Here is a 23,937-nt window from a genome sequence, read left to right on the forward strand (position 1 = left end):
GTCAGGAGGAGCGGGATGAACACCACATCTGAAGTATCCGGTTTAATGGAAGTAACCAAGGAGCGGAAAGGTTTGCTGATTACAGCAAGTATCTTCTCGGTATTATCGAGTCTGCTGCAAATGGTTCCATTTATCGGAGTGTATAAAATCGTCGAAGAACTGTTAATCCATGCTCGGGAGCCATCTGCCCTGGACAGGGATTTGCTGATGTATTGGGGGTTCGTCTCTTTCGGAGCGCTGATCGCCGGACTTATTGCGCTCTATATTGGAGGGATGTGCTCGCATATCGCTGCGTTCAACATCCTGTACCAGCTCAGGGTAAAGCTTGCTGACCATGTGGCAAAAGTGCCGATGGGGTATCACACCCGAACTGCGACAGGTGAGCTGAAGAAAATCATTGAAGTCAGCGTTGAGAAAATAGAGAAGTTCATCGCGCATCAGCTTCCCGATCTGGTAAGCGCAATCGTCATTCCACTGGTACTACTTTGCTATTTGTTCTGGCTAGATTACCGTATGGCACTGGTCTTGCTTGTTCCCATGATTATCGGGTTCTGGCTGCAAAGCAGCATCTTCCGAAATGAGCGGGGGCGTCAGGCATATCGTGATTTTCAGCATGCGATTGAAGAGATGAACTCAACAGGGGTTGAGTACGTAAGAGGAATGCCGGCGGTAAAAGTATTCGGTATTACAGCGGACTCGTTTCTCACCTTTAAACAGGCAGTAACTCGTTATCGCGATATTTCGTTGAGAATAACCGATTTATGTAAGACGTCGTATGGCATGTTTTTCATCATCATTATTTCGCTGGTTACCTTTATTGTTCCGATCGGCATTTTACTTTCCAGCGGAAACGCAGGCAATCAGTCTTTTGCGATCACCTTTATTCTATTTCTGATCATTACACCAAGTTTGTCCGCGCCACTACTGAAGCTGATGTATTTGGGCAGTGGCATGCGTGAGATCGTGGAAGGTCAGAATCGGATCAAGGCTGTATTTGCCGAGTCGGTTGTACAGGAACCTCTCTCTCCGCAAGTGCCCGATACATATGAAGTGGCTTTTCGGCAGGTATCCTTTGCTTATGAACAAAAGGATAGCGAAGCGTTCAAACCTGTACTTCAAGAAGTTGATTTTGTAGCTAAAGCAGGAGAAATGACCGCATTGGTTGGACCTTCGGGTGGCGGAAAATCTACCATTGCCAATCTGCTTCTGCGTTTCTGGGACGTGCAGCAAGGCGAAATTACGATTGGTGGGGTTCCCATTCAGGAAATGGGGACAGAGAAGCTGGTGGAGACAGTTTCCTTTGTATTCCAGGACGTACATCTGTTCTACGATACGATTGAGGAAAACATCCGCATGGGCAATACAGCTGCATCACGGGATGATGTCATTGCAGCGGCTCGAACGGCTTGTTGTCATGAGTTTATTGAGAAGCTGGATGAGGGATATGACACCAAAATTGGAGAAGGTGGAACTTACCTGTCTGGCGGTGAAGCTCAACGGATTGCCATTGCGAGAGCTTTACTCAAGGATGCTCCCATTCTCGTATTGGATGAAGCGACAGCGTACGCGGATGCAGAGAATGAACATAAGATCCAGCAAGGTCTGGCCCAACTGGTTCAAGGTAAAACGGTCCTGATTATTGCTCATCGTCTAACAACGATTCGAGCAGCTGAGCAGATCCTGGTCATTCGCCAGGGTGCCATTGTTGAGCGAGGTACACATGATCAATTACGCGAGGCAAACGGTTTGTATGAAAAGATGTGGCAGGCTCATATTCATGCAGCTTCGTGGAAGCTTGGAGGTGCGAAGCAATGAGGAACTATTTATACAACATATCGGGTGGTAACCCCCGCAGTCTGCTTCCATCCATCATAGCCGCCATTCTGGACGGGATTGCCAAGATCGTTCCGGCTGCGCTGCTCGTTGATATTTTCAATACGATATACAAATCCTTCGCTGAACAGGAAAAGGAACTGGATATCCAGCGAATGTGGATTGTGTGCTGCATTCTGTTTGCATGGCTGTTGGTGGAATATGCGGCTTACTCTTCTCTCTATGATAAAACCTATCGGGCAGCATACAGCCTCGCTGCAACGGGACGCTTGAAGCTGGCTGAACATATTCGTCATCTATCATTGGGTTTCTTCGGCAAAAGGGACCCGGGAGATCTGACCAATCTGATTCTGAGTGATTATGGACAGGTAGAGCATACGATCTCTCACAATCTGTCACAGCTCATCAGCGCAATTGTGCTGCCGGTGTTGGCTTTTGCTGGACTGCTGTTTGTAGATTGGCGAATGGCAGTGGCGATGTTCATCGCTGTTCCACTGGGTGTGGCCTTGTTATGGATGACAGACTCCATTCAGGCTCGCTTAAGCGAGAATCATGTGAGAGCCAAGAACGAAGCGGCCAGCCGGCTGCAAGAGTATTTAACGGGGATTCGTGAGATCAAAGCCCACAATATGGGCGGAGAACGATTTGAACGACTGCGTCGTTCTTTTGACGAGTTGAAGTCGGCATCCATTCGGTTGGAAGGCATTATGGGTCCGATGATTATGGGAGCGATGCTGCTTGCGCGGTCCGGCATGACGTGGATGATTTTGGCAGGTAGTTATTTGCTTGCTGGCGGGGAATTGACATTGCCGATATTTCTGCTGTTTTTGCTGGTCGGTACGAAAGTGTTTGAACCTCTGACCGTTGCGCTGATGAGTTATGGTGAAATGCGATACTCCGCATATAGTGCACGGCGCATTATGGAAGTGCAGCAGGAAGCGCCGATGACAGGAACAGGCAGCGTACAACCTAATCAGGCGATTTCGTTTGACCGCGTAACCTTTGGTTATGATGATGAGCTGCCTGTGCTGAAGGATTTGTCGTTTACCATCCCTCCGCACTCGATTACTGCTCTTGTAGGGCCATCTGGTAGTGGTAAAAGTACGGTTACCCGTCTCATTGCGCGTTTCTGGGATGTGCAGTCAGGTTCCATTACGATTGGCGGGCAGCCGATTAACCGTATGGACCCGGAGAAATTGTTGGAGGATATCTCTGTTGTCTTCCAGGACGTGTATCTGTTCCAGGATACGATCGGCAACAACATACGTGTAGGGAAGAAAGAGGCTACCCAGGCAGAGATTGAAGAAGCAGCACGACGGGCTTGCTGTCATGAGTTTATCGCAAGTTTGCCTCAAGGCTATGACACGTTAGTGGGAGAAGGAGGCTCGACGTTATCTGGTGGGGAGAAGCAGCGTATATCGATTGCACGTGCGTTGTTGAAAAATGCATCCATCGTATTGCTGGACGAAGCTACGGCGTCACTCGACCCGGAAAATGAAGCCGCTGTACAGCAAGCGATTAATGAGCTGGTCGCGAACAAAACGGTAATCCTGATCGCCCATCGTTTGAAAACGATCCAAAATGCGGATCAGATCCTTGTTCTGGATCAGGGCCAGCTTGTGGAACAAGGAACGCATGAGCAATTATTGCTAACATCGGGCATCTATTCGCGTCTGTGGCAATTACAGCATGATGCCGAGGGATGGCAAGTAAAAGTGTAGAATTGGAGAGGAGAATAGTTCAAATGTTAAAACGAATTCATATATGGATTGCATTATGCTCCATGTTGATGCTTGCGGCTTGCGGAACTGAACAGACAAGCAGTCAGGAGGTTCGTTCATCAGAGGGAACGACGCAAGAGACAACGAAAGTCATCACCAATCCAAATGGAGAAGAAGTTACAATCCCCCTTAATCCGGAGCGGATTGTGGATCTGTCCGGCTCAACAGAGGAATTACTGATCGTGGGTAAAACGCCTGTCGCAACGACCAGCGCGGATTATGGGCAGCAGGATCAGATCACTCCACCCCTTAAAGACAAGTTGGATGCAAATACCGTAGTTCTGGGGTGGTTGGGCAGCAAATTCAGTATAGAAGCGGTGACTGCATCGAACCCGGATCTGATAATTCTGGGAAAGGATTTTAATACAGATCAGTATGAAACCTTATCCTTGATTGCACCGACAATTGTTTTGCCATACTCGTATTATGATTGGAGAGAACGTCTGACGTTCCTGGCAGATACATTCGGAGAAGAAACCAAAAAGGATGAGTTCCTGGCTAAATATGATGCAAAGTCGGCTGAGTGGAAGCAAAAACTCGAATCGGCTGTGAACGGTGAATCTTTTGCGGTCATCGAAACCTATCCTAACAATCTGGTGATCTATTCGAATAAAGGTGCGGCAGAGATGTTGTACGGCGAGTGGGGCCTAAAACGTACAGAAGGTATTCCTGAGCCCGAAGGCTGGGGAGGCAAACAGATCAGTATAGAGGCGCTAATCTCCGTCAATCCGGACGAGCTGGTGCTGATGGAGAATAGCGAGAACAAAATGGAAGACAGCAAGGTGTGGAATAACATGAATGCCGTCAAGGATGGGAAGATTTATAAAATCTCCAGTGTAGATAACTACAATTATTCTTATACGGCTATGGGACGGATGGAACTCATGGATCGTTTGGGTAACATGATTTTGGAAGGACAGAAGTAATGCTGAACAAAAATGTAACGAAAGATTAAAAGTTAAATGGTTCGCCATGGATGGGCTTCTCAACCAATGTTGAGGGGCTTTTTGTTTGCCGGAAATTCACAAAGGGTGGTCGAAATGTTGATGTTGTGATCCTCATAATAAAAGGATGTTATTTGGCTTTATGGTAAATTTTTCAGTTATACTATCTTTATATGTACATACATATGTTGAGTTAGAACAAATTTATGAAAGGAGTTAGGATAAACGTATTCATTAGTTTTTTTAGTAAAGAAAGTTTGGAGGAAACATTTTGTACAAAGCAGGTTTTTGGATAAGGCTCGGTGCAAGTATTTTGGATGGTATTATTATTGCATTGCCTTTAATGGTTATCGCAGGGCTCATTACAGGAAACTATGATAGTGATGAACCTATAGCAAAAATATTAAGTGCATTGTATTCCATTTTATTGCCAGCATTCTGGTACGGTAGAACAATTGGAAAACGCATCTGCGGAATTCGAATTCGAAAATACGATACACATGAGCCCCCTGGAATTGGAACCATGCTGATGCGAGTAATTGTTGCAGGACTTGTATAAGGAATAACTTTTGGTATTGGTTTCATTGTAAGTGTCATCATGGTTGCTGTACGAGAAGACAAACGTGCAATACATGATTTTATCGCAGGTACCGAAGTCGTTTGGGACTAAAAATGAGAAGGTAAGCCCTGGCACAAATATTGTTTATATTCCAATCAACTCATATTCACCCACGTTACAGACTATGAACAGTGTTCATGGTCTGTTTTTTTGTGATGTCAGAATTACAGTCACAAACCCGCGCCAATACAGCAAATTCAAGGCATTGCAGATGATTGCATAGATAATTTGTCTATCGTTTTGGCTAAATGATCATTTGGTTCTGACGAAATCAACATGTCATTTCATCTTTTGCGAATATCGCTACAATGCGCTCTCCCTTACTCTGAGGTAGAGCACAGACATTCCCAAAAGGTGGAGGATAAGGTCCATGAGAAGAAAAGTGTTATCTACGAGTTTGATGATCCTGTTATTAGGTACAACGATCCTGGGGTGTTCGTCCGGAGACAGTAAAACGGGCGACGCTGATAAAGGGACACCAAGCGGATCAACGGAAGCAACAACCTATCCGATTCAAACGGATAAGACGCTTACGTATTGGGGTGAAATTAACGGAAACCTGATCGGGGTCAAAAATTCGCACAGCGAAATTCCATTCTTTCAGAAATGGCAGGGAAAAACCGGCGTGCCACTCAAATTCACGGCACCACCGACAGGTCAGGTCAGAGAATCCTTTAACGTGATGCTGGCATCCGGGGATTTGCCAGACATGCTGGAGTATAATTTCATTGGAGATTTTCCCGGTGGACCGGAGAAAGCCATCAATGATGGTTACATCCTCAAGCTGAACGATCTAATTGACCAGTATGCTCCGAATCTGAAGAAATACCTGCAGGAGAATCCGGATATCGACAAGATGGTCAAAACGGACAGTGGCAGCTACTATGTATTCCCGTTCGTTCGGGGAGATGAGTACCTGCGTGTCTTCCAAGGTCCAATCATTCGTCAGGATTGGTTGGATGAGCTGGGACTGCCGGTTCCGGAAACAATTGATGAGTGGACAACAACCCTTAGAGCTTTTAAAGAGAAAAAAGGCGCAGCCGCTCCGTTCTCTGTAGTAAGTAAGCCACGATTCTTTAACGATTCCGGTAATGGTGCTTTCCTGGGTGCCTTCGGTGTAAACCGCGGATTCTATCAGGAAGACGGACAGGTCAAATTTGGTCCTGCGGAAGAAGGTTTCAAAGAATACTTGACGTTATTCCAGGAATGGTACAAAGAAGGTTTGATTGATAAAAACATCTCGACAGCTGATACCAAATCTGTTGACGGTAACCTCGCTTCTGGTGCTACTGGCGCTAGTGTCGGTAACGCAGGCGGAGGTATCGGCAAATGGCAGCCGCTCGTTGAAGCAAATGATCCGGATGCCGTTCTGGTCGCTGCCCCATATCCGGTACTTAACAAAGGTGACATTCCTAAATTCGGCCAGCTTAATCAGGGTTATGCCTCGGAAGGTACGGTTGCCATCACGACGGCAGCCAAGGACCCGGAACTTGCCGTTCGCATGCTGGATTACGGCTACAGTGAGGAAGGGCACATGTTCTTCAACTTCGGTGAAGAGGGTGTCAGCTATAACATGGAAGGCGATTATCCGAAATTCACAGACTTGCTGCTGAAGAATCCGGATAAACTCGCTCCTGCACAAGCGATTTCACTATATGCCCGCAGCAGCTATAACGGTCCGTTCGTTCAAGACAAACGTTATGCCGAGCAGTTCTTTGCATTACAGACTCAGCGCGATGCCATTGATGTATGGAAGAATACACAGGCCGCAAAATATAATCTGCCTTCAATCACACCTACACCTGAAGAGAGCTCCGAATACGCGACCATCATGAATGATATCAACACACTCGTCGATGAGATGACCATCAAGATCATTCTGGGCAACGAACCGGTGGATCAATTCGAGAGCTATGTCGCGAAAATGAAATCGTTACATCTGGATCGAGCTATTGAAATCCAAACAGCAGCACTCGAACGCTACAACAACCGGTAACTGTAAAAGGGGAGGGCTCTAGCCCTCCCGATTGAAAAGAGGTGAAAAGGTACATCATGAGCAATCGTCAATCCTTTAGAAGCCGGTTCGTGCGGGACTTCATGATGAACAAGTATTTGTATATCATGATGATTCCCGTTATTGGATATTATTTAATATTTCATTACGGCCCGATGTACGGCGCAATTATTGCCTTTAAAGATTATTCTCCGATGAAGGGTATTTTGGGGAGTGATTGGGTTGGGCTGAAACACTTTGAAGAGTTTTTCAACAGTTATTATTTCTTGCGTGTTCTGAAGAACACCCTTCTCATCAGTTTATATACGCTGGTCTTTGAATTCCCCGCACCGATCATTCTGGCGCTGCTCATCAATGAAGTACGCAAGCGCGCGTTCAAGCGGGTCGTTCAGACGATAACGTATATGCCTTATTTCATCTCTCTCGTCGTCATATGCGGTATTATTACGGACTTCACGAACGCGGATGGTTTAATCAACCGCCTTATCATGATGCTTGGATATGACGGTCAGGCGATGCTACAAAAGCCGGAGCTGTTCCGTCCGATCTATGTCCTGTCTGAAATATGGCAACGGATCGGTTGGGAATCCATTATCTATATCGCTGCGTTGATGAGCATCGACCTAGAGCAGTATGAAGCGGCGAAGATAGACGGAGCGAGCCGTCTCAAGCAAATGTTTCACATTACACTACCCGGATTACTGCCTATTATTACGATCATGTTCATTCTCCGGATGGGTAATATGCTGAATGTCGGGTTCGAGAAAATCATTCTGCTCTACAATCCGGTGACGTATGAAACGGCTGACGTAATCTCTTCCTTCGTATATCGAAAAGGATTGTTGGAATTCGGATGGAGTTACAGCTCGGCAGTCGGTCTATTTAACTCGGTGATCAATCTCGTTCTTCTGATTTCGGCGAACTATATCAGCCGCAGAGTGAGTCAAAACAGCTTATGGTGAGGTGGTAACTTTGATTAAGGAAAGCGGTTGGTTTGACCGAATCTTTACGATTTTCAATTATACATTTCTAATCCTGCTTGTCATCGTCACATTGTATCCGCTGCTCTACGTGTTATTTGCGTCCTTAAGTGATTCGGCGCAGCTGTTAGCAAACAAGGGTCTCCTGTGGAAGCCGGTCGGCTTCAGTCTGGAAGCTTACAAGAGCGTACTTGCCAATCCAGGTATAGCAACAGGTTTCCGTAATACATTGTTTATTCTTGTATTCGGCGTCATCGTCAACCTGTTCATGACTGCGCTTGGTGCGTATGTTCTATCCCGTAAAAACGTGATGTGGAACAAAGTGTTCATGTTCTTTATCGTGTTCACGATGTTCTTTGGCGGTGGGTTGATTCCACTGTACCTGGTTGTAAAAGGCGTTGGCCTGTTAGATACATTGTGGTCGACCATTCTGCCTTTTGCCATCAGCACGTTTAACCTGATCATCATGCGAACGTCATTTATGGGCATTCCGGACAGTTTGGAAGAATCGGCCAAGATCGATGGAGCCAATCACTTCACCATTTTGTTCCGTATTATTATCCCGTTGTCCATGCCAGTGATCGCCGTGATGATTCTGTATTACGCAGTTGATAAGTGGAACGGGTGGTTCTATGCATCTGTGTTTATCAAAAGCCGAGAACTGTTCCCATTGCAATTGGTGCTGCGTGAGATTCTGATTGCCAATTCCACGGAGAGCATGTCGGCAGGTGCATCGGCTGGGGATCGCTTCCAGATTGGGGAAACCATCAAGTATGCGACTATTATGGTAGCGACGATACCAATCCTGTGCATCTATCCATTTTTGCAGCGCTTTTTCGTGAAAGGTGTCATGGTTGGTTCATTGAAAGGTTAAACCAGAGAATTGAAGAACGGTAAGGAGGTATGACGTTACATGAGCGTATTAAATGAAGTGAACAAGGACGTGTGGGATCAGATTAAGAGTAAAGCCGATCAGATGCTTGCAGCCATAGGTGAAAAGTCTCCGCATGTTGCTGGTACGAATGGCATCTATGACGACATGAGAATCGATTGGTGGACCTCGGGATTCTGGCCAGGCATACTGTGGATTGTGTACGATATGACGGGTGATGAGAAATATAAAGAGGCTGCATGGAATTGGGATGAACGGCTATCAGAACGGTTTCTCGAAAATAACTACTTCGATCACGACGTGGGCTTTCATTTCCTGCCCACAGCCGTCATCAAATACAAGCTCACGGGAGATGCCGATGCCGCAAGGCGTGCCTTATTTGCCGCCAACTTCCTGGCTGGCCGCTTCAATACCAAAGGCAACTTCATACGGGCTTGGAATGGAGACATGCTCGGCTGGTCGATCATCGACACCATGATGAACCTGTCCTTGCTCTTCTGGGCGTCTGAGGAGAGTGGAGATCCACGTTTCAACCATATCGCCAAAGCTCATGCGGATATGGTCATGAAGCAATTTGTGCGGGAAGATGGTTCTGTGCATCATATTATTCGATTTGATCCCGAGACAGGTGAACGGGCAGAAGCGATAGGGGGTCAGGGAGCTGCGCCGGATTCGGCATGGAGTCGGGGAGCTGCGTGGGCTTTATATGGATTAACGAATACGTATCGTTATACAGAGGACCCGGCATATCTGGATGCTGCACAGCGTGTGGCGAACTTCTTCATTTCCAGCCTGCCTGAGGATAGCGTTCCGCATTGGGATTTCCGTGCAGAGCCAGAAGAAGGAGAGGAGATTCCAAGAGACAGCTCTGCTGGTGCAATTGCTGCTTCCGGACTGCTTGAGCTTGCAGATGTACTTCCTGATCCGGAGGGTAGACTCTATGCTACCGTTGCCAAACGTATCCTGAGTTCCCTGCGGGATCATTATGGAACATGGAATCTTCCTGAGCACGAAGGTATGCTTCTTGAGGGAACCGGTCATAAACCGGCAGGTCAGAACGTGAACGTCTCACTCATTTATGGTGACTATTTCTACGTCGAGGCGAGTGCCAAATTAAACGGTTGGAAGCATCGCATTTTCTAAAAAAATTCTAAGAATATTTATAAAACATTCTCAACGTGATACCGAATGCCCGATAGACGAAATTAGTCTATTCGGGCTATTTGTGCTTGATTTGACGGGGAAAATCAGTGGTTGCTACCCTTTTTGTCAATCGAATTGAACTTTTTATCTATATCCCAATCGCGCTCTTACCGTTATAATAAATTCCTGATCCAAGCATAGATAATCTACGAAGAGTTGGGTGATGAGTTGTTGCTAAACATTCGATATTTGTGGCAAAAACGAGAAAGCATAATTGTGACCTGGCTTGTCTCTTACAGTGCTGTTTTGATTGTGCCGATTCTGATCAGTTTGGTTATTTACATGCAAGCGAATGAGACATTGAAGAGTGAAATACATCGGGCCAACGATTCTTTATTGAAGCAGATGCGATATACGATCGATACACAAGTGGATCTTATGAAGCGGTTAAACATGGAGATGACGTGGAGTCCAAATCTGCAAACGCTGATGTATTCCAATCAGCCGGCCAAAGAGGCGCCGTACACGGCTTACCAACTGGTAAAGGAACTCCGTCTCTATAAAACATCCTACGCATCCATCGATGAATTCTACGTCGTGTGGAAAAAAGATCAATCCATTCTCCGTTCAGGTAATATTCGGGATATGCAAACGGCATTTCATACCATACATAACACAGGTGCAATGTCTTTCGAAGCGTGGCGGGATCAGATCCTGGGTGCAGAAACGAATCAATTCGTCATTCTGCCACATCAGAATGCAGCCCCGGCGGAGTCTTCCATTGCGTACATTACACGTCTGCCTGACGATTTGAATGGTCAGGAGACCGGTACGGTTGTCGTCATGGCGGATACGCGAAGATTCCAGGAAGCGATTGAGAGCATTTCGGGTTTTAGTGATGCCACGCTGCTGATTCTGAACCAGAATAACGAGATTCTGATGAGCAATCGTCCCGGATCGGAGGAATTGAAGCCATTTATGAATGGCAATCAGGTTCAGTTGGATAACGCCAAAGTAGGCAAGTCGGAGATGTTCTATATGGACTCCGCGGTATCCGATCTGAAGTACGCATTGATTATTCCCAGCAGCCTGTATTGGGAAAAGGCAGTATATGTCCGTAATTTTACGTATATCAGTATCGTGGTAAGTCTCATTAGTGCGGGTGTACTGACCTGGTTCTTCATGCGCCGGAATTACTCCCCAATCCAACAGCTCGTTGAATCACTTAAGGACAAAAATACTCAGAATGAACCCGCTGATCGGAACGAACTTCGGTTTATTCAAAAGGTCATTATGAACACACGATCAGAAAAGAACGAGATTGCCCAGCAGTTGCAAAAACATCAGCAGGTGCTGCGCTCCAATATGATTAATCGGCTTCTGAAAGGCAAACAGGATACGCTTGTGCCCTATGAAGATGCTTTCCGTTCCTTTCATATGCCGCTCTATTCAAGTGAATTTGCTGTTATCCTATTTGTAATTGAAAATGAAGAGAACCTCTATGGAAAGCTACCGGGTATTGATATCAACGAACGAAACAAATTGATCCATCTCATTATTTCCAATGTGGTTGAAGAACTGACTTCGGAGCACCAGCACATCGGATATGTAGCGGAAGTCGATGATATGATGGTCTGCCTTGTAAATATGAAAGCGGATTCTTCGGATTGGAATCAGGATCTTCATCACATTGCGGCAGAAGCGCAGCGCTTCCTGGAACGCTATGATATGGAACTGACGATCTCCATCAGCGGACGCCATACGTCGTGGATTGGCATCGCCGAAGCATACCAGGAAGCAGTAGACGCGATGGAATACAAAATGGTGCTTGGCAAGAAAGGCATCATTACCTATGGGGATGTCCGCAGCGATGCGATGGCGGATGACCCGTTTGGCTACTACTATCCGCTTCAGGTAGAACAACAGCTTCTTAATTTTATCAAGGCGGGAGATACTGAACAAGCAAGCGCTTACATGAACGAGATTACAGAGCGAAACTTTGATAAAACGATTATGTCGATTACACTCGCTCGTTGCCTGATTTTTAACCTGGTAGGTACGATGATAAAGGCCATCAATGATCTGGGGGACAGGGATAACAATACACTAACTCACTACCCGCATCGGATTGATGACATTATTGCCGGGGATACCATCCAAGAGATGCAGGAGGCTTTGCAGGGTTTGCTTGAGGAGGTATGTGCCTATGCCGGTGAAAAGCGCGCAACGAATGTATCACAAGAACGTGAGGATTCTCTGCGTCATCTCAGTACCCAAGTCACACAGTATATTGAGAGTAACTATACGGATGTGAATTTGAACGTCAACGCAATTGGTGAGCATTTTGAGCTTAAGGGCAGTTACTTGTCCAAACTCTTCAAGAATCAGACCGGTGAGGGTCTGCTGGACTGCATTCATAAGTGCCGTATCCGACAGGCTAAAGAAATGATTGAGCATAAACAGGAATCCATTACAGAAATATCCCGAATGGTCGGGTATAACGATGCAGCAACTTTCATCCGAGTATTCAAGAAATACGAAGGCATTACGCCTGGTAAATATAAAGAAATCTGTTGATTTGAAAGGAGACCGGAACATGAACGTAAAGAGGAAGTTGGCATTCATAGCAAAGTTGACAGGATTCATCCTGCTGCTTGGTATGCTGACTGCTTGCGATCAGAACGGGACAGATTCGGATGCCAAGCTGGATGAACGTTCCGGCTCATCAGAGTACCAGACCGTCTCAATTGCTTCACCCAATGACGCTGGGAAATTAACCTACTGGGCAGAATTGAATGGCAATGCAGCGAGCATTAAATCCAGCTTCAATGAGGTTCCTTTTTTTCAGGAGTGGCAGCGGAGAACCGGAGTCAACCTTCAATTCATCCGGCCTCCCGCCAATCAGGCCAAAGAAGCGATTAATGTGCTGCTTACGTCCGGAGAACTGCCGGATATGATTGAATACGAGTGGAGCAATTATCCCGGTGGGCCGGAGAAAGCGATCAAAGATGGATATATTCTGCGATTAAACGATGTTATTGATCAATACGCACCTCATCTGAAACAGTACCTGACCGAGCATCCAGACATTGATATGCAGATTCGCACAGCGAACGGAAGTTATTACGCGTTTCCCTTTATTCAGGGAGATGATAAGTTGCGAACCTATCAAGGACCGATTATCCGGAAGGACTGGCTGGATGAACTTGGACTTGATGTGCCAACCACGATTGACGAATGGCATACGATGCTTCAGGCATTTAAGGACAAAAAGGGAGCTGATGCCCCGCTTACTTTTCTAGGTGTTCCGAATCCGTTGTTTGGTATCGAAGGCGGCGGTTTTATTGGCGCTTTTGGCATAAAAAAGGGGTTCTACGTGGAAGATGGGCAAATTAAGTTTGGGGCACAAGAACCTGAATATAAGGCTTTTCTATCCTTATTTCGTGAATGGTATGCGGAGGGACTCATTGACAAGAATCTGGCTGCCGTCGATTCGGAGACTCAGGATACAAACATGACAACAGGACGCAGTGGCGCGAGTATCTGGAATGCAGGGGCGGGGATCGGTACATGGCTACCCATCTTGCAGGAGACGGATCCCCATGCAAAGCTTGTGCCAGCGCCATATCCTGTCATGAACAAAGGAGACCGCCCGAAATTTGGTCAACTTGCTCCCGCTATCGGTTCCAGTGGAGTCGCCATATCCAGCAACAGTCATCATGTAGAAGAAGCAGCACGGATGCTGGACTACGGGTATGGGCCTGAGGGACATTTGCTATTCAACTTTGGCATTGAAGGTGTAAGTTTTGAGATGAAGGACGGGTATCCGACGTATACCGAGACTATTTTGAAAAACCCTGATAAGTGGTCGCCGGCACAAGCACTAGCGATGTACACCAGAGCGAGTTATTTCGGTCCATTTGTACAGGATACGCGATATATGGAACAATATTATATTTTGCCGGAACAGAAAGAGGCGGTGCAGTTATGGTCCAACACGGATGCTGTTCTTCATCAGGTACCGACCCTGCCCAAAACCGAGAAAGAAAGCACGGAGATGTCAGTTATCATGCAGGAAGTGAACAAAGTAGTGGACGAGATGTCGCTTAAAATCATTTTTGGTATTGAGCCGGTGGATGCTTTCGATACGTACGTCGAGCAAATCAAGTCATTACAGATTGATCGTGCGATTGAGATTCAGCAGCAGGCGTTAGAGCGGTATAATCGCGCTGTATCCTCAAAATAAATCCTTATATTGTATAAAATGGGCATTGAAGTGTCGTTTTTGTTGATGTAATTTCGTTCCCTCGTACTCTACAATCGGTTATGACATGCTGAACTGGCATGCACATGACTCTTGCTTGGGCAGGATTGGAGGTGACTATAGGGTTTCTTGAAACCGCTCACATACTCTGAAATCCAAAAGGAGGAGAACGAAAGCATGCCTAGAAAGTGGCCTTTTTTATTGTTGGCATTTACGTTGACTGTTGGATTGTCTGTACCTGGAACCCAGGAGGCTCGAGCGTCAGAGGGTGACTCACAGCCATCTATTGATCGTGTCGGTGAGAATCTGTCTCTGAGTACGGATGGCAGAAGCAGGCTCTATCCAAACGATTGGTATCCAGGATTTAAAGATGAACAGGGAAGGTTTCTGCATGACTTTTCGTATGCCGGATATCGGCGTGGGGAAACAGAACTACCTAAAACGGCTAAAAACAAACGTATCGACGTCACGAAAGCACCGTACTTTGCCGATCCTTCAGGGAGTCGTGATGCAACGCAGGCTATTCAAAAGGCAATTGATGCTGCTGTTGCGTTAGGTGGGGGTGTCGTGTATCTTCCCAAGGGTACATATCAGGTTAACCCTCAGGATGGCAAGGATTATTCACTAAACATTCCTGCAAGTCGTGTAGTCCTGAAAGGTGACGGGATGAACAAGACTCATATCTATAATGCACAGCAAAATATGAAAAACAAGGATATTATCCGGATCGGTAACGGAGATTGGAAGAAAACCGGGATTTCTACGAAACTTCGCAAATCCGTTACCGATCCAACCGTCCTGCTGCCCGTTGAGAACACAAGCGGGTTTGCGGTGAATGATTACGTGGTCATTTCATTCGAAACGACGCCAGGATTCTTACGTGAGCTTGGTATGCAAAACAAGTGGTCGTCACGCCTCGGGAAAGTAGAACCGTTATTCTATCGCCAAATCGTGGGGGTAGATCCGGAGAATAAAACGATCACGTTAGACATTCCGACGCGTTATCCAATGAAGCTGCGCGATGATATTACGATTAGTCAGACCGCAGATCCAATTGTCGAGGTAGGGTTGGAAGATTTCTCGATCGCAAACATTCAAAATGCGAAGTCGGGGCTTGGTGAAGATGACTTCAAAGTCGTTGGGACTGCTGGATATGAAGCCGATAATGCCAAAGCGGTCAATGTGATAGCAGTGGCCAACAGCTGGATTCGAAATATCAATACCTATAAACCAGCTGGCAATACAGATTATCATCTGTTGTCCAAAGGTATTATTCTGGACCGTACGAAGAACGTAACTGTGGATCATGTAACCATGCAGTACCCGCAGTATCGTGGAGCGAATGGGAACGGTTATTTATATCAATTTATAGGCAATGATAACCTTATCAAGAATAGTAAGGCGATCGGAGCTAGGCATAGCTTCACATATGCCAACTTCTCTGCGAACGGGAATGTGCTGCAAGGTTCGTATTCTGAGAAACCTTCATTATTGACTGATTTTCATATGTATTTGAGCATGGCGAACCTGATCGATAACCTGGTAGTTAACGGGGACGGGATCTCTGCCATTACACGGGATTATGGATCATCCGAAACGAATCGTCATGGGGTCGTTACCACTGAAAGTGTGTTCTGGAATACGACCGGTCAGGCGACCCATCCTAGTAAATCCGGCGTTATTGTAGAATCAGAACAATTCGGGAATGGATATGTCATTGGAACAAAAGGAAAGGACACCGGCGTGAACGTTAACATTGTTGGTTCCATTCCGGATGCGAATACGCAGCCATTTGATATGGCGGAAGGCATTGGGGAGGGCGATCGTTTGTCCCCGCAAAGTTTATATCAGGATCAGAGCAAGAAGCGAATCAAAGATATTCATCTGGGGCTTCAATCCCTGTTGGTAAATGGCGAAGCTATAGGGGGTATGCAGTTCTTAAGAACGGATTACGTTCACACTTTGCCTTATGGCACAACCGAAACGCCGATTATCTCTGCAAAAGCTTATGCCAAGGATGCTAAGGTTAAAATTAAGCAACCGCAAGGGACTAATGGAACTGGAGAGATCACTGTATCATATCGGGGTCACAACCAGAACGTGCGAGTGAAGTTCAAGGTAGCTGATACACCCGTACTTCCAGAGAATATCTCCATAAGTCCCAATAAAACAGTACCGGGCTGGAGAGTCGCAGGTAATGCGATCAGCGCAGGCGGAAGCGGAGAATTATCTTCGTTTGTAACATTAGATAATGGTGAGATCGTAAACATCGCAGAATTGAATGTTCCTGTGACGTACACATCAAGTGATGAGACGATCGGATATACGGAAGGAACTACTTTCCATGCGGTAAAAGCGGGAAAGGTCGACATCATCGTGAGCTGCGTCTTTAATGGCGTAACGGTCGAGGCACGGGAGAAATTTGAAGTCAAAGAGCCTATGGCCGAGCCGGAAGGACCTTTCGCTGTTGTAACCAAGGTTACAGCAAGTGCAGATGATGGCAATCTGCCGATCCATACGATCGATCGTGATCCAGACTCCAGATGGTCTGCAGATGGAAAGGGACAATACCTGCAGTTGGAGCTTGAGCAACAGACTCAAGTAGGACAGGTAAGCATTCAATTCTATAATGGACATACGCGATCCAATTATTTTGATTTGGAGATATCATTAGATGGTATTAATTACCAAAAGGTGTTAAGTAATGTGGCCAGTCAAAAACAGGCGACTTATGAAACATTTGAATTTGAACCGGTTCAGGCCAAATTCATTCGTTACGTCGGCCAAGGGAACGAATCCAACACCTGGAACAGCATTATTGAATTTTGGGTGCACGGGAATTAAAAATGACATAGGGTAAAATCAAAAGAATTCAATTCAAATTCAATAGCGAATATAATAATATGTGCTCATTTTAAAGCTGGAATGGGCGCATATTATATTTGAGATAACTGAGTTGTGTGATACGACAATTAGAATAAGTGAGATCACATATTTATCCATACGAAATTAAAATTATCTCGGGGGTTATAAAAAGAAAAAGCCACATTTATCCATGAGTGTGTGAACCGGCGAGTTTATATGGGATCAGTTAGAATCATTGTTGCATTAGCAAGAAATGTGGAAAACTAATGAAATTTGTTTTAAAATTAAGAACTGTTTCACAAAACTCGTATTTCTTTTAGTTTGTCATTATAATTGTGTAATCTTGATACTATAATGTTTTTATAAGTTGTGACACATAATATTAACTGATTTGAAATATATAAGTAGTAAATCTGGAATATAGATCTTGTCTTAGTCGTCGCTTTTTTCAAAGAACAACTAATGTGATCATAAAGGTATAGGAATCTGTTTCAGAAACCTATACCAATACTTAGATCTTCTAACTCTCTTTTTCTAAATTCATAATATCGAATAATTCTGAAGCTAAAGTCTTAGAACTTGAAATACCTTTTAAATATTTAAAAGGACCATCTGTAGACCAATCAATCCTCTTCAAGCGTGTTACTGACTTGATAAACTTTTGATGGTCTATTTGTGTTGAGTTTTCTTTCTTACAGTTAGACAAAGCTTTGGATGCAGCCATTGCTAAGGCGTCTAGACATACAATATGCGTAAGTTTGTATTCTTTATAGTTCATCCATTCATGAGGATATTCTTGTCGCATTAAATTGAAAAACTCAAGTACAAGATCTACCTTTTCCTGTTTTGATAAATTTGTAGTCTCGGTGTCTTTGAAAAAATACTTTAGCATGCGATGGAGATTCTGAAGAGTAATATGTCTTCCTTTACTCCGTTTACCTGTAATACTACCTATATGATAAAAAGGACTATCGTTGAATATCAGCAGTTCAGTGGACATCCAGCTCAGTTCATCGTGTTCTCTCTTCAAATATTTACTTAGAGAAGTCCCGAGTCCCTTTGCTTTTGTATTAATAGTATCGAAAAATTCGATTTCTTCATCGTCATCTAAATAGTGAAAAACCATGAAGGGAACATTAATTTCTGAATGCGTTTCCTGAGTATAACGTTTAATACCTCCTAGTCGATGCTGTCCGTCCAGTACAGAAGCTTTACTCTTGCAAAGTAATCTTCCAAACATAGGTCTACTAGAGTCATACGCTGTAAATTCCCACATACCAGATGCATTCAAGAGAATTGGTGTAAATAATGCATTATCACCTTTGGAAAGGTATAGTGCAAATTCATCGACACGTTTCGGATCAACTGGACGTTGATATCCTTTTCCAGTTGGGTCGTTATATGGTTTAACATAGGTTGAATGCATAGCAATTGAGGATGGAAACGCACTTTGGTATGCAATTTTCCCCCTCATTTTAGTTTGGAGAACATTTTCTATAACTATTTGATGAGGTAATTGTCTCATGAAGTACACTCCTATAGAAATTTTATTTTTTCTAAGTAAATATATATCTTAAAATATATAATTACTAATGGTAATATATAGTTTGAGTATATTTATTTCATACATAAGTACACCTACTCTTAAGTGAGAGGTGATTATACTTATGATAAAAATTAATGCTTTTGTAGGCGAGCGAATAAAATCTCTAAGAAAGTCAAAGGGATTAACTCAGGCTAATTTAGGAGAACAAGTAGATCTACCACAGCCTTATATTGGTGGGATCGAAAAAGGGGAGAGAAACATTTCTTTGGATACCCTGCAAAAACTAATAGAAGCTTTAGATATAACACCAGAAGAACTATTCCGTAATTATGACAATGATCATCTGTCCAACAACAAAGAAGTACACGAAATTCTAGATCGAATCAATGAACTTCTCGTAAAGAGAGACATTGAAGAAATTAAAATAGTTGAGAAATTTGTGTACGACATTCTCAAAACAATCGATAATTTAAAAACTTCAAAGAAATAGAGGATCAAATGAAAAACAGATTACTTGATTATTACACGAATAAAGTGAGGGCACGTGTGCTTATTTATAAGAATATGCCATTTTTATTTTGGGGATATATGATCACATGTATTTTAACCGTGCCAATCTCAATTTTTTTACTAATACTGTTCTTAACCGAGAATTGGACTTTGATTACGATCATATCTGCGACTGTTTTCTTTGTGTTATTTGTTTGTATACATAAACAGTTTAATAATAAATCTCGAATTATACTTAATAGAGAGTTTTCAGTTAAAACAGAAAAAGGTAAGTGGATCGACGGTTTTCATGAAGTTCAAATTCACCTTATTACAGAATATCTAATAGAGCATAACCTCTATTCAAAATGGAAAATTGAACGTTTGATGGACTCATATAAGACAGACAATAGTAAAGACAAAATGCCGGCACTTATTGCACCAAGTATATTAATAGCAGTTCTTGCACCAAACTTAAATTATCTTCTGAAACATATTTATGGAATGAATATCTATCAATCTACCGAGGGGCAATTTGCTATATTCTTCGGTGTTTTAACTATATCCATATTTATAGTAACAGCTATAACATATTCAAAAAACCTCTTCGAAGAATTCACTGAAATTATTGTTTATAAGAAAGTAGGGCAGCGTAACAATCTGATTTCTATTTTGGACGATATTCTAATTACAATAGAAAGTTAGCAACAAATAGGGGGCATGATTATGCTTGAAATAACGGGTGATGAGATCGCTCAACTTAATGATTCTGATTTGAGATCCTTAATTGGACTACTTTGTGAAGCTGACTTATCATCAATGCAACTCCAGACCGCAGGTGTGACCTGGGGAGGTAATCAAAATGCCAAAGATGGTGGAATAGATGTACGCGTTGATGCAAATTCTTTACTAATGAATGATGGCTTTATTCCCAGACAACATACAGCATTTCAAGTGAAGAAACCTGATATGCCTCGGAGTGAGATTCTACTAGAAATGCGTCCTAACAAGTTACTAAGACAAGTGATAAAAGATTTGGCCGATAATAAAGGTGCTTACATAATAATCAGTAGCCAGGGATCAATTTCAGACTCTTCATTAAAAAGTAGAAAATCAGCTATGCTGGAAGCCATATCGGATTACAGTAATGCTTCTCAATTGAAAGTGGATTTTTATGATCGTGAGCGGGTTGCTAGTTGGGTGAGAAGTCATCCTTCTATAGTTCTATGGGTTAGAGACAAGATTGGTCATCCAATACAAGGATGGCAAGCGTTCAGTAACTGGGCAAACCATTCCGAGAGCACAGAAGAAGAATATTTACTCGATGGTACGTCTCGTCTGTCTAACTCTGCAAGTGTTTCTACAGAGAGTACGGATCTGCTACAAGGTATTAACGAATTGAGAACAATATTAGGGCGACCGGGTTCTTCTGTTCGTCTAATCGGATTATCAGGAGTAGGAAAAACACGCTTAGTTCAAGCGTTATTTGATAACCGAATTGGTGAAGAAGCTCTCAACAAGTCTTTGGCTTTTTATACTGATCTAGGTGATGCTCCGATTCCCGACCCTAGATCTTTTGCTGCAAGACTTAAAACACTTAGAAAAAGAGGAATACTGATCGTAGATAATTGTCCCCCTGATCTTCATAATCATTTAACTAAGTTATATGCGAATGATAATTACATAAGTTTACTCACAATTGAGTACGACGTCAGAGATGATCAACCTGAACAAACAGCGGTTTTTCGATTAGAACCCTCATCAACTGAACTGATTGAAAAAGTAATCAGAAGAAAATTTAAGCACATAAATAGCGTAACGGTAAGACAGATAGCAAAAATTTCTGGTGGAAATGCACGTGTTGCCATTGCAATAGCTAGAACTATCAGTATAGGAGATAATATCTCTCATCTCAGGGATGCAGAATTGTTTAATAGATTATTTATACAACGAAATAATTCAGACTCAAAATTACTCAAAGCAGCTGAAATCTGTTCACTTGTATACTCGTTCAGTAGTGAGACTGTTGGCCCAAACAGTATCGAAATAAAACTACTAGCCGAGTTATCTGGCATGAGTGTATTAGAACTCTATCAGAACATAGCGGAACTAAAGAGGAGAGATCTTGTACAGCAACGAAGTTCTTGGAGAGCTGTATTACCACATGCCATAGCAAACAAACTGGCTCAAAATGCGCTGGAGAATCTTCCTAAACAATTGATTAGAAGTACATTCGAAGATCATGCTAATCCGAGATTATTACAATCGTTTTCAAGAAGGCTTGGATATCTCCACAATAGTCAATTAGCTCGAGAGATAGCTAAAGATTGGCTTTCAAGCGGTGGTCTATTAGAGGATTTTCGAAAGCTCAATAAGGCTGCTCTTAATATCCTTCGAAATGTAGCTCCTCTCCATCCCCAGTTAGTACTTTCACGGATGGAGGAAATTAATGATCAAGCGAATGAATCGATATTTTTCTCTCGTGAAAATTCTGATTTCTATTATTACACAAATTTATTGAGATCCCTAGCATATGATAGCGACTTATTTGAAAGATCTACTAGGTTGCTCTGTAACTATGCTTTAACAGAAAATGTTAACGAAAACAATAATTCAATTCGTACTACACTAAAATCTCTTTTCTATATCTATCTTTCAGGAACGCACGCTTCTGTTGAGCAAAGGCTTAGGATCATATCCTGCCTCATAGAATCAGATCTTGATAATGAAGTTGAACTTGGAATATACCTCTTAGATGCATCACTAGAAACCTCAAAGTTTTCAGCTATCAATAGCTTTAACTTTGGTGCTCACGTTCGAGATTACGGGTACTATCCAAAATCCAAAGAAGAAATTCAAACTTGGTATGAAACGTTTATTGAATATGCTGTGTCAACTGCTATATCGGATAAGCTAATTGGAAAAAAGATAAAAAGAGTTTTATGTAACAAATTCAGAGGACTTTGGACTAGAGCAAAAATGTATGATGCACTAGAATCTGCTGTAAATCGAATTTTGGCTAATGAAACATGGTATGAAGCTTGGTATGCAGTTAAAAAAACTAAAAGGTATGATTCTGATAGAATGTCAGATGAAGCTTCGACTAGACTTGACTCGTTATATACATTGTTGGAACCCAAATGCTTATATGATGAAGTAATGCTGTTAACCTTACAGGGTCAGGGATACCCCTATGATATATTTGAAACTGAAGAAGCATTTACTAAGGTTAGGGCTCTTTCAAATGAGCTCGGGCATAAGCTTTGTTACCAAGAAGATATCCTTAACTCTTTGTTAATACATCTCCTGAGTACTAATAACAGAAATTTATATGAGTTAGGACAAGGATTGTCCCAAGGAGCCAGTGATGCAAAAAGATTATGGACTCATATGATAGAGAAACTGAGTGAAATTACACCATCAAACCGAAAGTATCATCTACTACAAGGGTTCTTATATTATCTTGTATTAACTGATAAAAGTTCTGCTGAAGAAATCTTGGATGAAGCAATCGATCACGAATTGCTTTCAGAAGTCTTTCCATCGCTTCAGTCCGTTTTAATAGATACTGATGGTCTAGGTCGTCTAGAGAAGTCTCTTCAGTTCGGAAAAGCACCAATTTCGTCTTTCGCAAGTTTAGCTCTAATACAAACTCATGATATAGACTTTAATGAAAAGTTCTTCGAATTAATACGTCTTATAAGTTCAAAAGAAGATGGATTAGCTGTAGCTGTAGAATTATTTTATATGCGAATTTCCAGAGATAATAAGGGCTTAAGCCAAGACATTATCAGTTTAGGGCAAGAATTAATTTTAAATTATGATTTTTCTCAACGTTCATTTGATAATCATCATTTTGTGTCTGAAATAATCAAGATCTGTTTTACAGATGTGAAATCTACCCGTAATGCTAAACGTATTGCTACTAAGCTATATTTTTCAATAACAGAAAATAATGTGTTTTTTTCTGATCTTGATCATATTTTTTTGTCTTTGGTGGAGGTTCAACCACTTGAGTTTTTAGAAGTGTTTGTAAGGGATACAGAAGAGATGGATTATAGAATTGCTCAGATATTTAGCGGGCAATTAAACCTTAACCCACTAAATTTGATATCTGATGAGCTGATAATCAATTGGTGTGATGTAAAGAAAACAGAGCGATACCCATTAATGGCATCAATCATTGATGCTTATCAAGAAACATCGCCATCGCAACAAATAGAATGGACATCATTAGCAAAGTATTTGATAGATAATTATTTTGAACCGACGGTTATCCTAGAACAATTAATGCATGTTTTTCATCCAAATCAGTGGTCAAACTCACTGGCTAATGTAATGTTAAAACGTCTTCCCTTATTAGAAAGCTTAATGGAATACGAGAATCCAATTGTTGTAAAATGGGCTAAGAATAAAGAGCCAATTTTGAAAAAAGAAATTAATCGGATTCGTAATCGGGAGCAAGCTCAAGAACAGAATCAAAATGAGCATTTTGAATGACGGTTAGAAACCAGTCGGGATAGCAAAGATTACTGGTAACTAATCTAACGATTCAAAAAAACTAACA

14 protein-coding genes and 1 pseudogene are annotated in these 23,937 nt (G+C 42.9%); 14 read left to right on the forward strand and 1 reads right to left on the reverse strand.

The genetic code is table 11. The features are described from left to right. Nucleotides 1-15: 15 nt before the first annotated feature. From ACDJ58_RS14580 to ACDJ58_RS14630, 11 genes and pseudogenes are all read left to right on the forward strand, one after another. Nucleotides 16-1,815, forward strand: a complete 1,800-nt coding sequence (locus tag ACDJ58_RS14580; RefSeq protein WP_413379073.1) for an ABC transporter ATP-binding protein — start codon at nt 16-18, stop codon at nt 1,813-1,815. Then, complete coding sequence (locus tag ACDJ58_RS14585) at nt 1,812-3,554, forward strand: ABC transporter ATP-binding protein (RefSeq protein WP_413379075.1); 1,743 nt, start codon at nt 1,812-1,814, stop codon at nt 3,552-3,554. The genes ACDJ58_RS14580 and ACDJ58_RS14585 overlap by 4 nt, the downstream gene beginning before the upstream one ends. Nucleotides 3,555-3,577: 23 nt before the next feature. Continuing rightward, nucleotides 3,578-4,540 carry an ABC transporter substrate-binding protein gene (locus ACDJ58_RS14590; RefSeq protein ID WP_413379077.1) on the forward strand — a complete coding sequence of 321 codons (963 nt, stop codon included), beginning with the start codon at nt 3,578-3,580 and terminating at the stop codon, nt 4,538-4,540. A gap of 289 nt (nt 4,541-4,829) precedes the next feature. Continuing rightward, nucleotides 4,830-5,228, forward strand: a pseudogene (locus ACDJ58_RS14595) (RDD family protein). Between the two features lie 319 nt (nt 5,229-5,547). Then, nucleotides 5,548-7,173 (forward strand): ABC transporter substrate-binding protein, encoded by a 1,626-nt coding sequence (locus ACDJ58_RS14600; RefSeq protein WP_413379079.1) that lies wholly within the window; start codon nt 5,548-5,550, stop codon nt 7,171-7,173. A gap of 56 nt (nt 7,174-7,229) precedes the next feature. Continuing rightward, entirely contained in the window at nt 7,230-8,153 is a 924-nt protein-coding gene (locus tag ACDJ58_RS14605; protein WP_063563856.1) for an ABC transporter permease, read from the forward strand. 10 nt (nt 8,154-8,163) lie between these two features. After that, nucleotides 8,164-9,045, forward strand: a complete 882-nt coding sequence (locus tag ACDJ58_RS14610; protein ID WP_063563855.1) for a carbohydrate ABC transporter permease — start codon at nt 8,164-8,166, stop codon at nt 9,043-9,045. 102 nt (nt 9,046-9,147) lie between these two features. Beyond that, entirely contained in the window at nt 9,148-10,206 is a 1,059-nt protein-coding gene (locus tag ACDJ58_RS14615; protein WP_413379672.1) for a glycoside hydrolase family 88 protein, read from the forward strand. A gap of 276 nt (nt 10,207-10,482) precedes the next feature. Next, entirely contained in the window at nt 10,483-12,783 is a 2,301-nt protein-coding gene (locus ACDJ58_RS14620; RefSeq protein WP_413379082.1) for a helix-turn-helix domain-containing protein, read from the forward strand. Between the two features lie 19 nt (nt 12,784-12,802). Continuing rightward, nucleotides 12,803-14,452: an extracellular solute-binding protein gene (locus ACDJ58_RS14625; RefSeq protein ID WP_413379084.1), complete on the forward strand. Its 1,650-nt coding sequence runs from the start codon at nt 12,803-12,805 to the stop codon at nt 14,450-14,452. A 195-nt stretch (nt 14,453-14,647) separates the two neighbouring features. Beyond that, a complete protein-coding gene (locus tag ACDJ58_RS14630) occupies nt 14,648-17,314 on the forward strand; it encodes a discoidin domain-containing protein (protein ID WP_413379086.1) in 2,667 nt (888 codons plus the stop codon). Nucleotides 17,315-17,855: 541 nt separating this feature from the next. On the opposite strand, the gene ACDJ58_RS14635 is transcribed toward ACDJ58_RS14630, so the two are convergent. Further along, complete coding sequence (locus tag ACDJ58_RS14635; RefSeq protein ID WP_413379088.1) at nt 17,856-18,860, reverse strand: DGQHR domain-containing protein; 1,005 nt, start codon at nt 18,858-18,860, stop codon at nt 17,856-17,858. Between the two features lie 142 nt (nt 18,861-19,002). Between ACDJ58_RS14635 and ACDJ58_RS14640 the strand changes: the two genes are divergently transcribed. The 3 genes from ACDJ58_RS14640 to ACDJ58_RS14650 are packed head-to-tail and all read left to right on the forward strand — an operon-like array spanning nt 19,003 to nt 23,870. Then, nucleotides 19,003-19,371 (forward strand): helix-turn-helix domain-containing protein, encoded by a 369-nt coding sequence (locus tag ACDJ58_RS14640; protein ID WP_413379090.1) that lies wholly within the window; start codon nt 19,003-19,005, stop codon nt 19,369-19,371. Nucleotides 19,372-19,379: 8 nt separating this feature from the next. Then, the gene (locus tag ACDJ58_RS14645; protein ID WP_413379092.1) at nt 19,380-20,075 is read left to right on the forward strand and encodes a hypothetical protein; all 696 of its coding nucleotides are present in this window, start codon (nt 19,380-19,382) and stop codon (nt 20,073-20,075) included. A gap of 21 nt (nt 20,076-20,096) precedes the next feature. Continuing rightward, nucleotides 20,097-23,870: a hypothetical protein gene (locus tag ACDJ58_RS14650; RefSeq protein ID WP_413379094.1), complete on the forward strand. Its 3,774-nt coding sequence runs from the start codon at nt 20,097-20,099 to the stop codon at nt 23,868-23,870. The last annotated feature ends 67 nt before the right edge of the window (nt 23,871-23,937 follow it).

The sequence above is a fragment of the Paenibacillus taichungensis genome (genome assembly GCF_047302525.1).
Classification (GTDB): Bacteria; Bacillota; Bacilli; order Paenibacillales; family Paenibacillaceae; genus Paenibacillus; species Paenibacillus taichungensis_B.

Excerpts from the sequence above, each read along its gene's own strand:
- ACDJ58_RS14580 (WP_413379073.1), top strand. The coding sequence starts at position 16 with ATGAACACCACATCTGAAGTATCCGGTTTAATGGAAGTAACCAAGGAG.
- ACDJ58_RS14630 (WP_413379086.1), top strand. The coding sequence starts at position 14,648 with ATGCCTAGAAAGTGGCCTTTTTTATTGTTGGCATTTACGTTGACTGTT.
- ACDJ58_RS14600 (WP_413379079.1), top strand. The coding sequence starts at position 5,548 with ATGAGAAGAAAAGTGTTATCTACGAGTTTGATGATCCTGTTATTAGGT.
- ACDJ58_RS14590 (WP_413379077.1), top strand. The coding sequence starts at position 3,578 with ATGTTAAAACGAATTCATATATGGATTGCATTATGCTCCATGTTGATG.
- ACDJ58_RS14605 (WP_063563856.1), top strand. The coding sequence starts at position 7,230 with ATGAGCAATCGTCAATCCTTTAGAAGCCGGTTCGTGCGGGACTTCATG.
- ACDJ58_RS14635 (WP_413379088.1), bottom strand. The coding sequence starts at position 18,860 with ATGAGACAATTACCTCATCAAATAGTTATAGAAAATGTTCTCCAAACT.
- ACDJ58_RS14625 (WP_413379084.1), top strand. The coding sequence starts at position 12,803 with ATGAACGTAAAGAGGAAGTTGGCATTCATAGCAAAGTTGACAGGATTC.
- ACDJ58_RS14645 (WP_413379092.1), top strand. The coding sequence starts at position 19,380 with ATGAAAAACAGATTACTTGATTATTACACGAATAAAGTGAGGGCACGT.
- ACDJ58_RS14585 (WP_413379075.1), top strand. The coding sequence starts at position 1,812 with ATGAGGAACTATTTATACAACATATCGGGTGGTAACCCCCGCAGTCTG.
- ACDJ58_RS14650 (WP_413379094.1), top strand. The coding sequence starts at position 20,097 with ATGCTTGAAATAACGGGTGATGAGATCGCTCAACTTAATGATTCTGAT.
- ACDJ58_RS14615 (WP_413379672.1), top strand. The coding sequence starts at position 9,148 with ATGCTTGCAGCCATAGGTGAAAAGTCTCCGCATGTTGCTGGTACGAAT.
- ACDJ58_RS14640 (WP_413379090.1), top strand. The coding sequence starts at position 19,003 with ATGATAAAAATTAATGCTTTTGTAGGCGAGCGAATAAAATCTCTAAGA.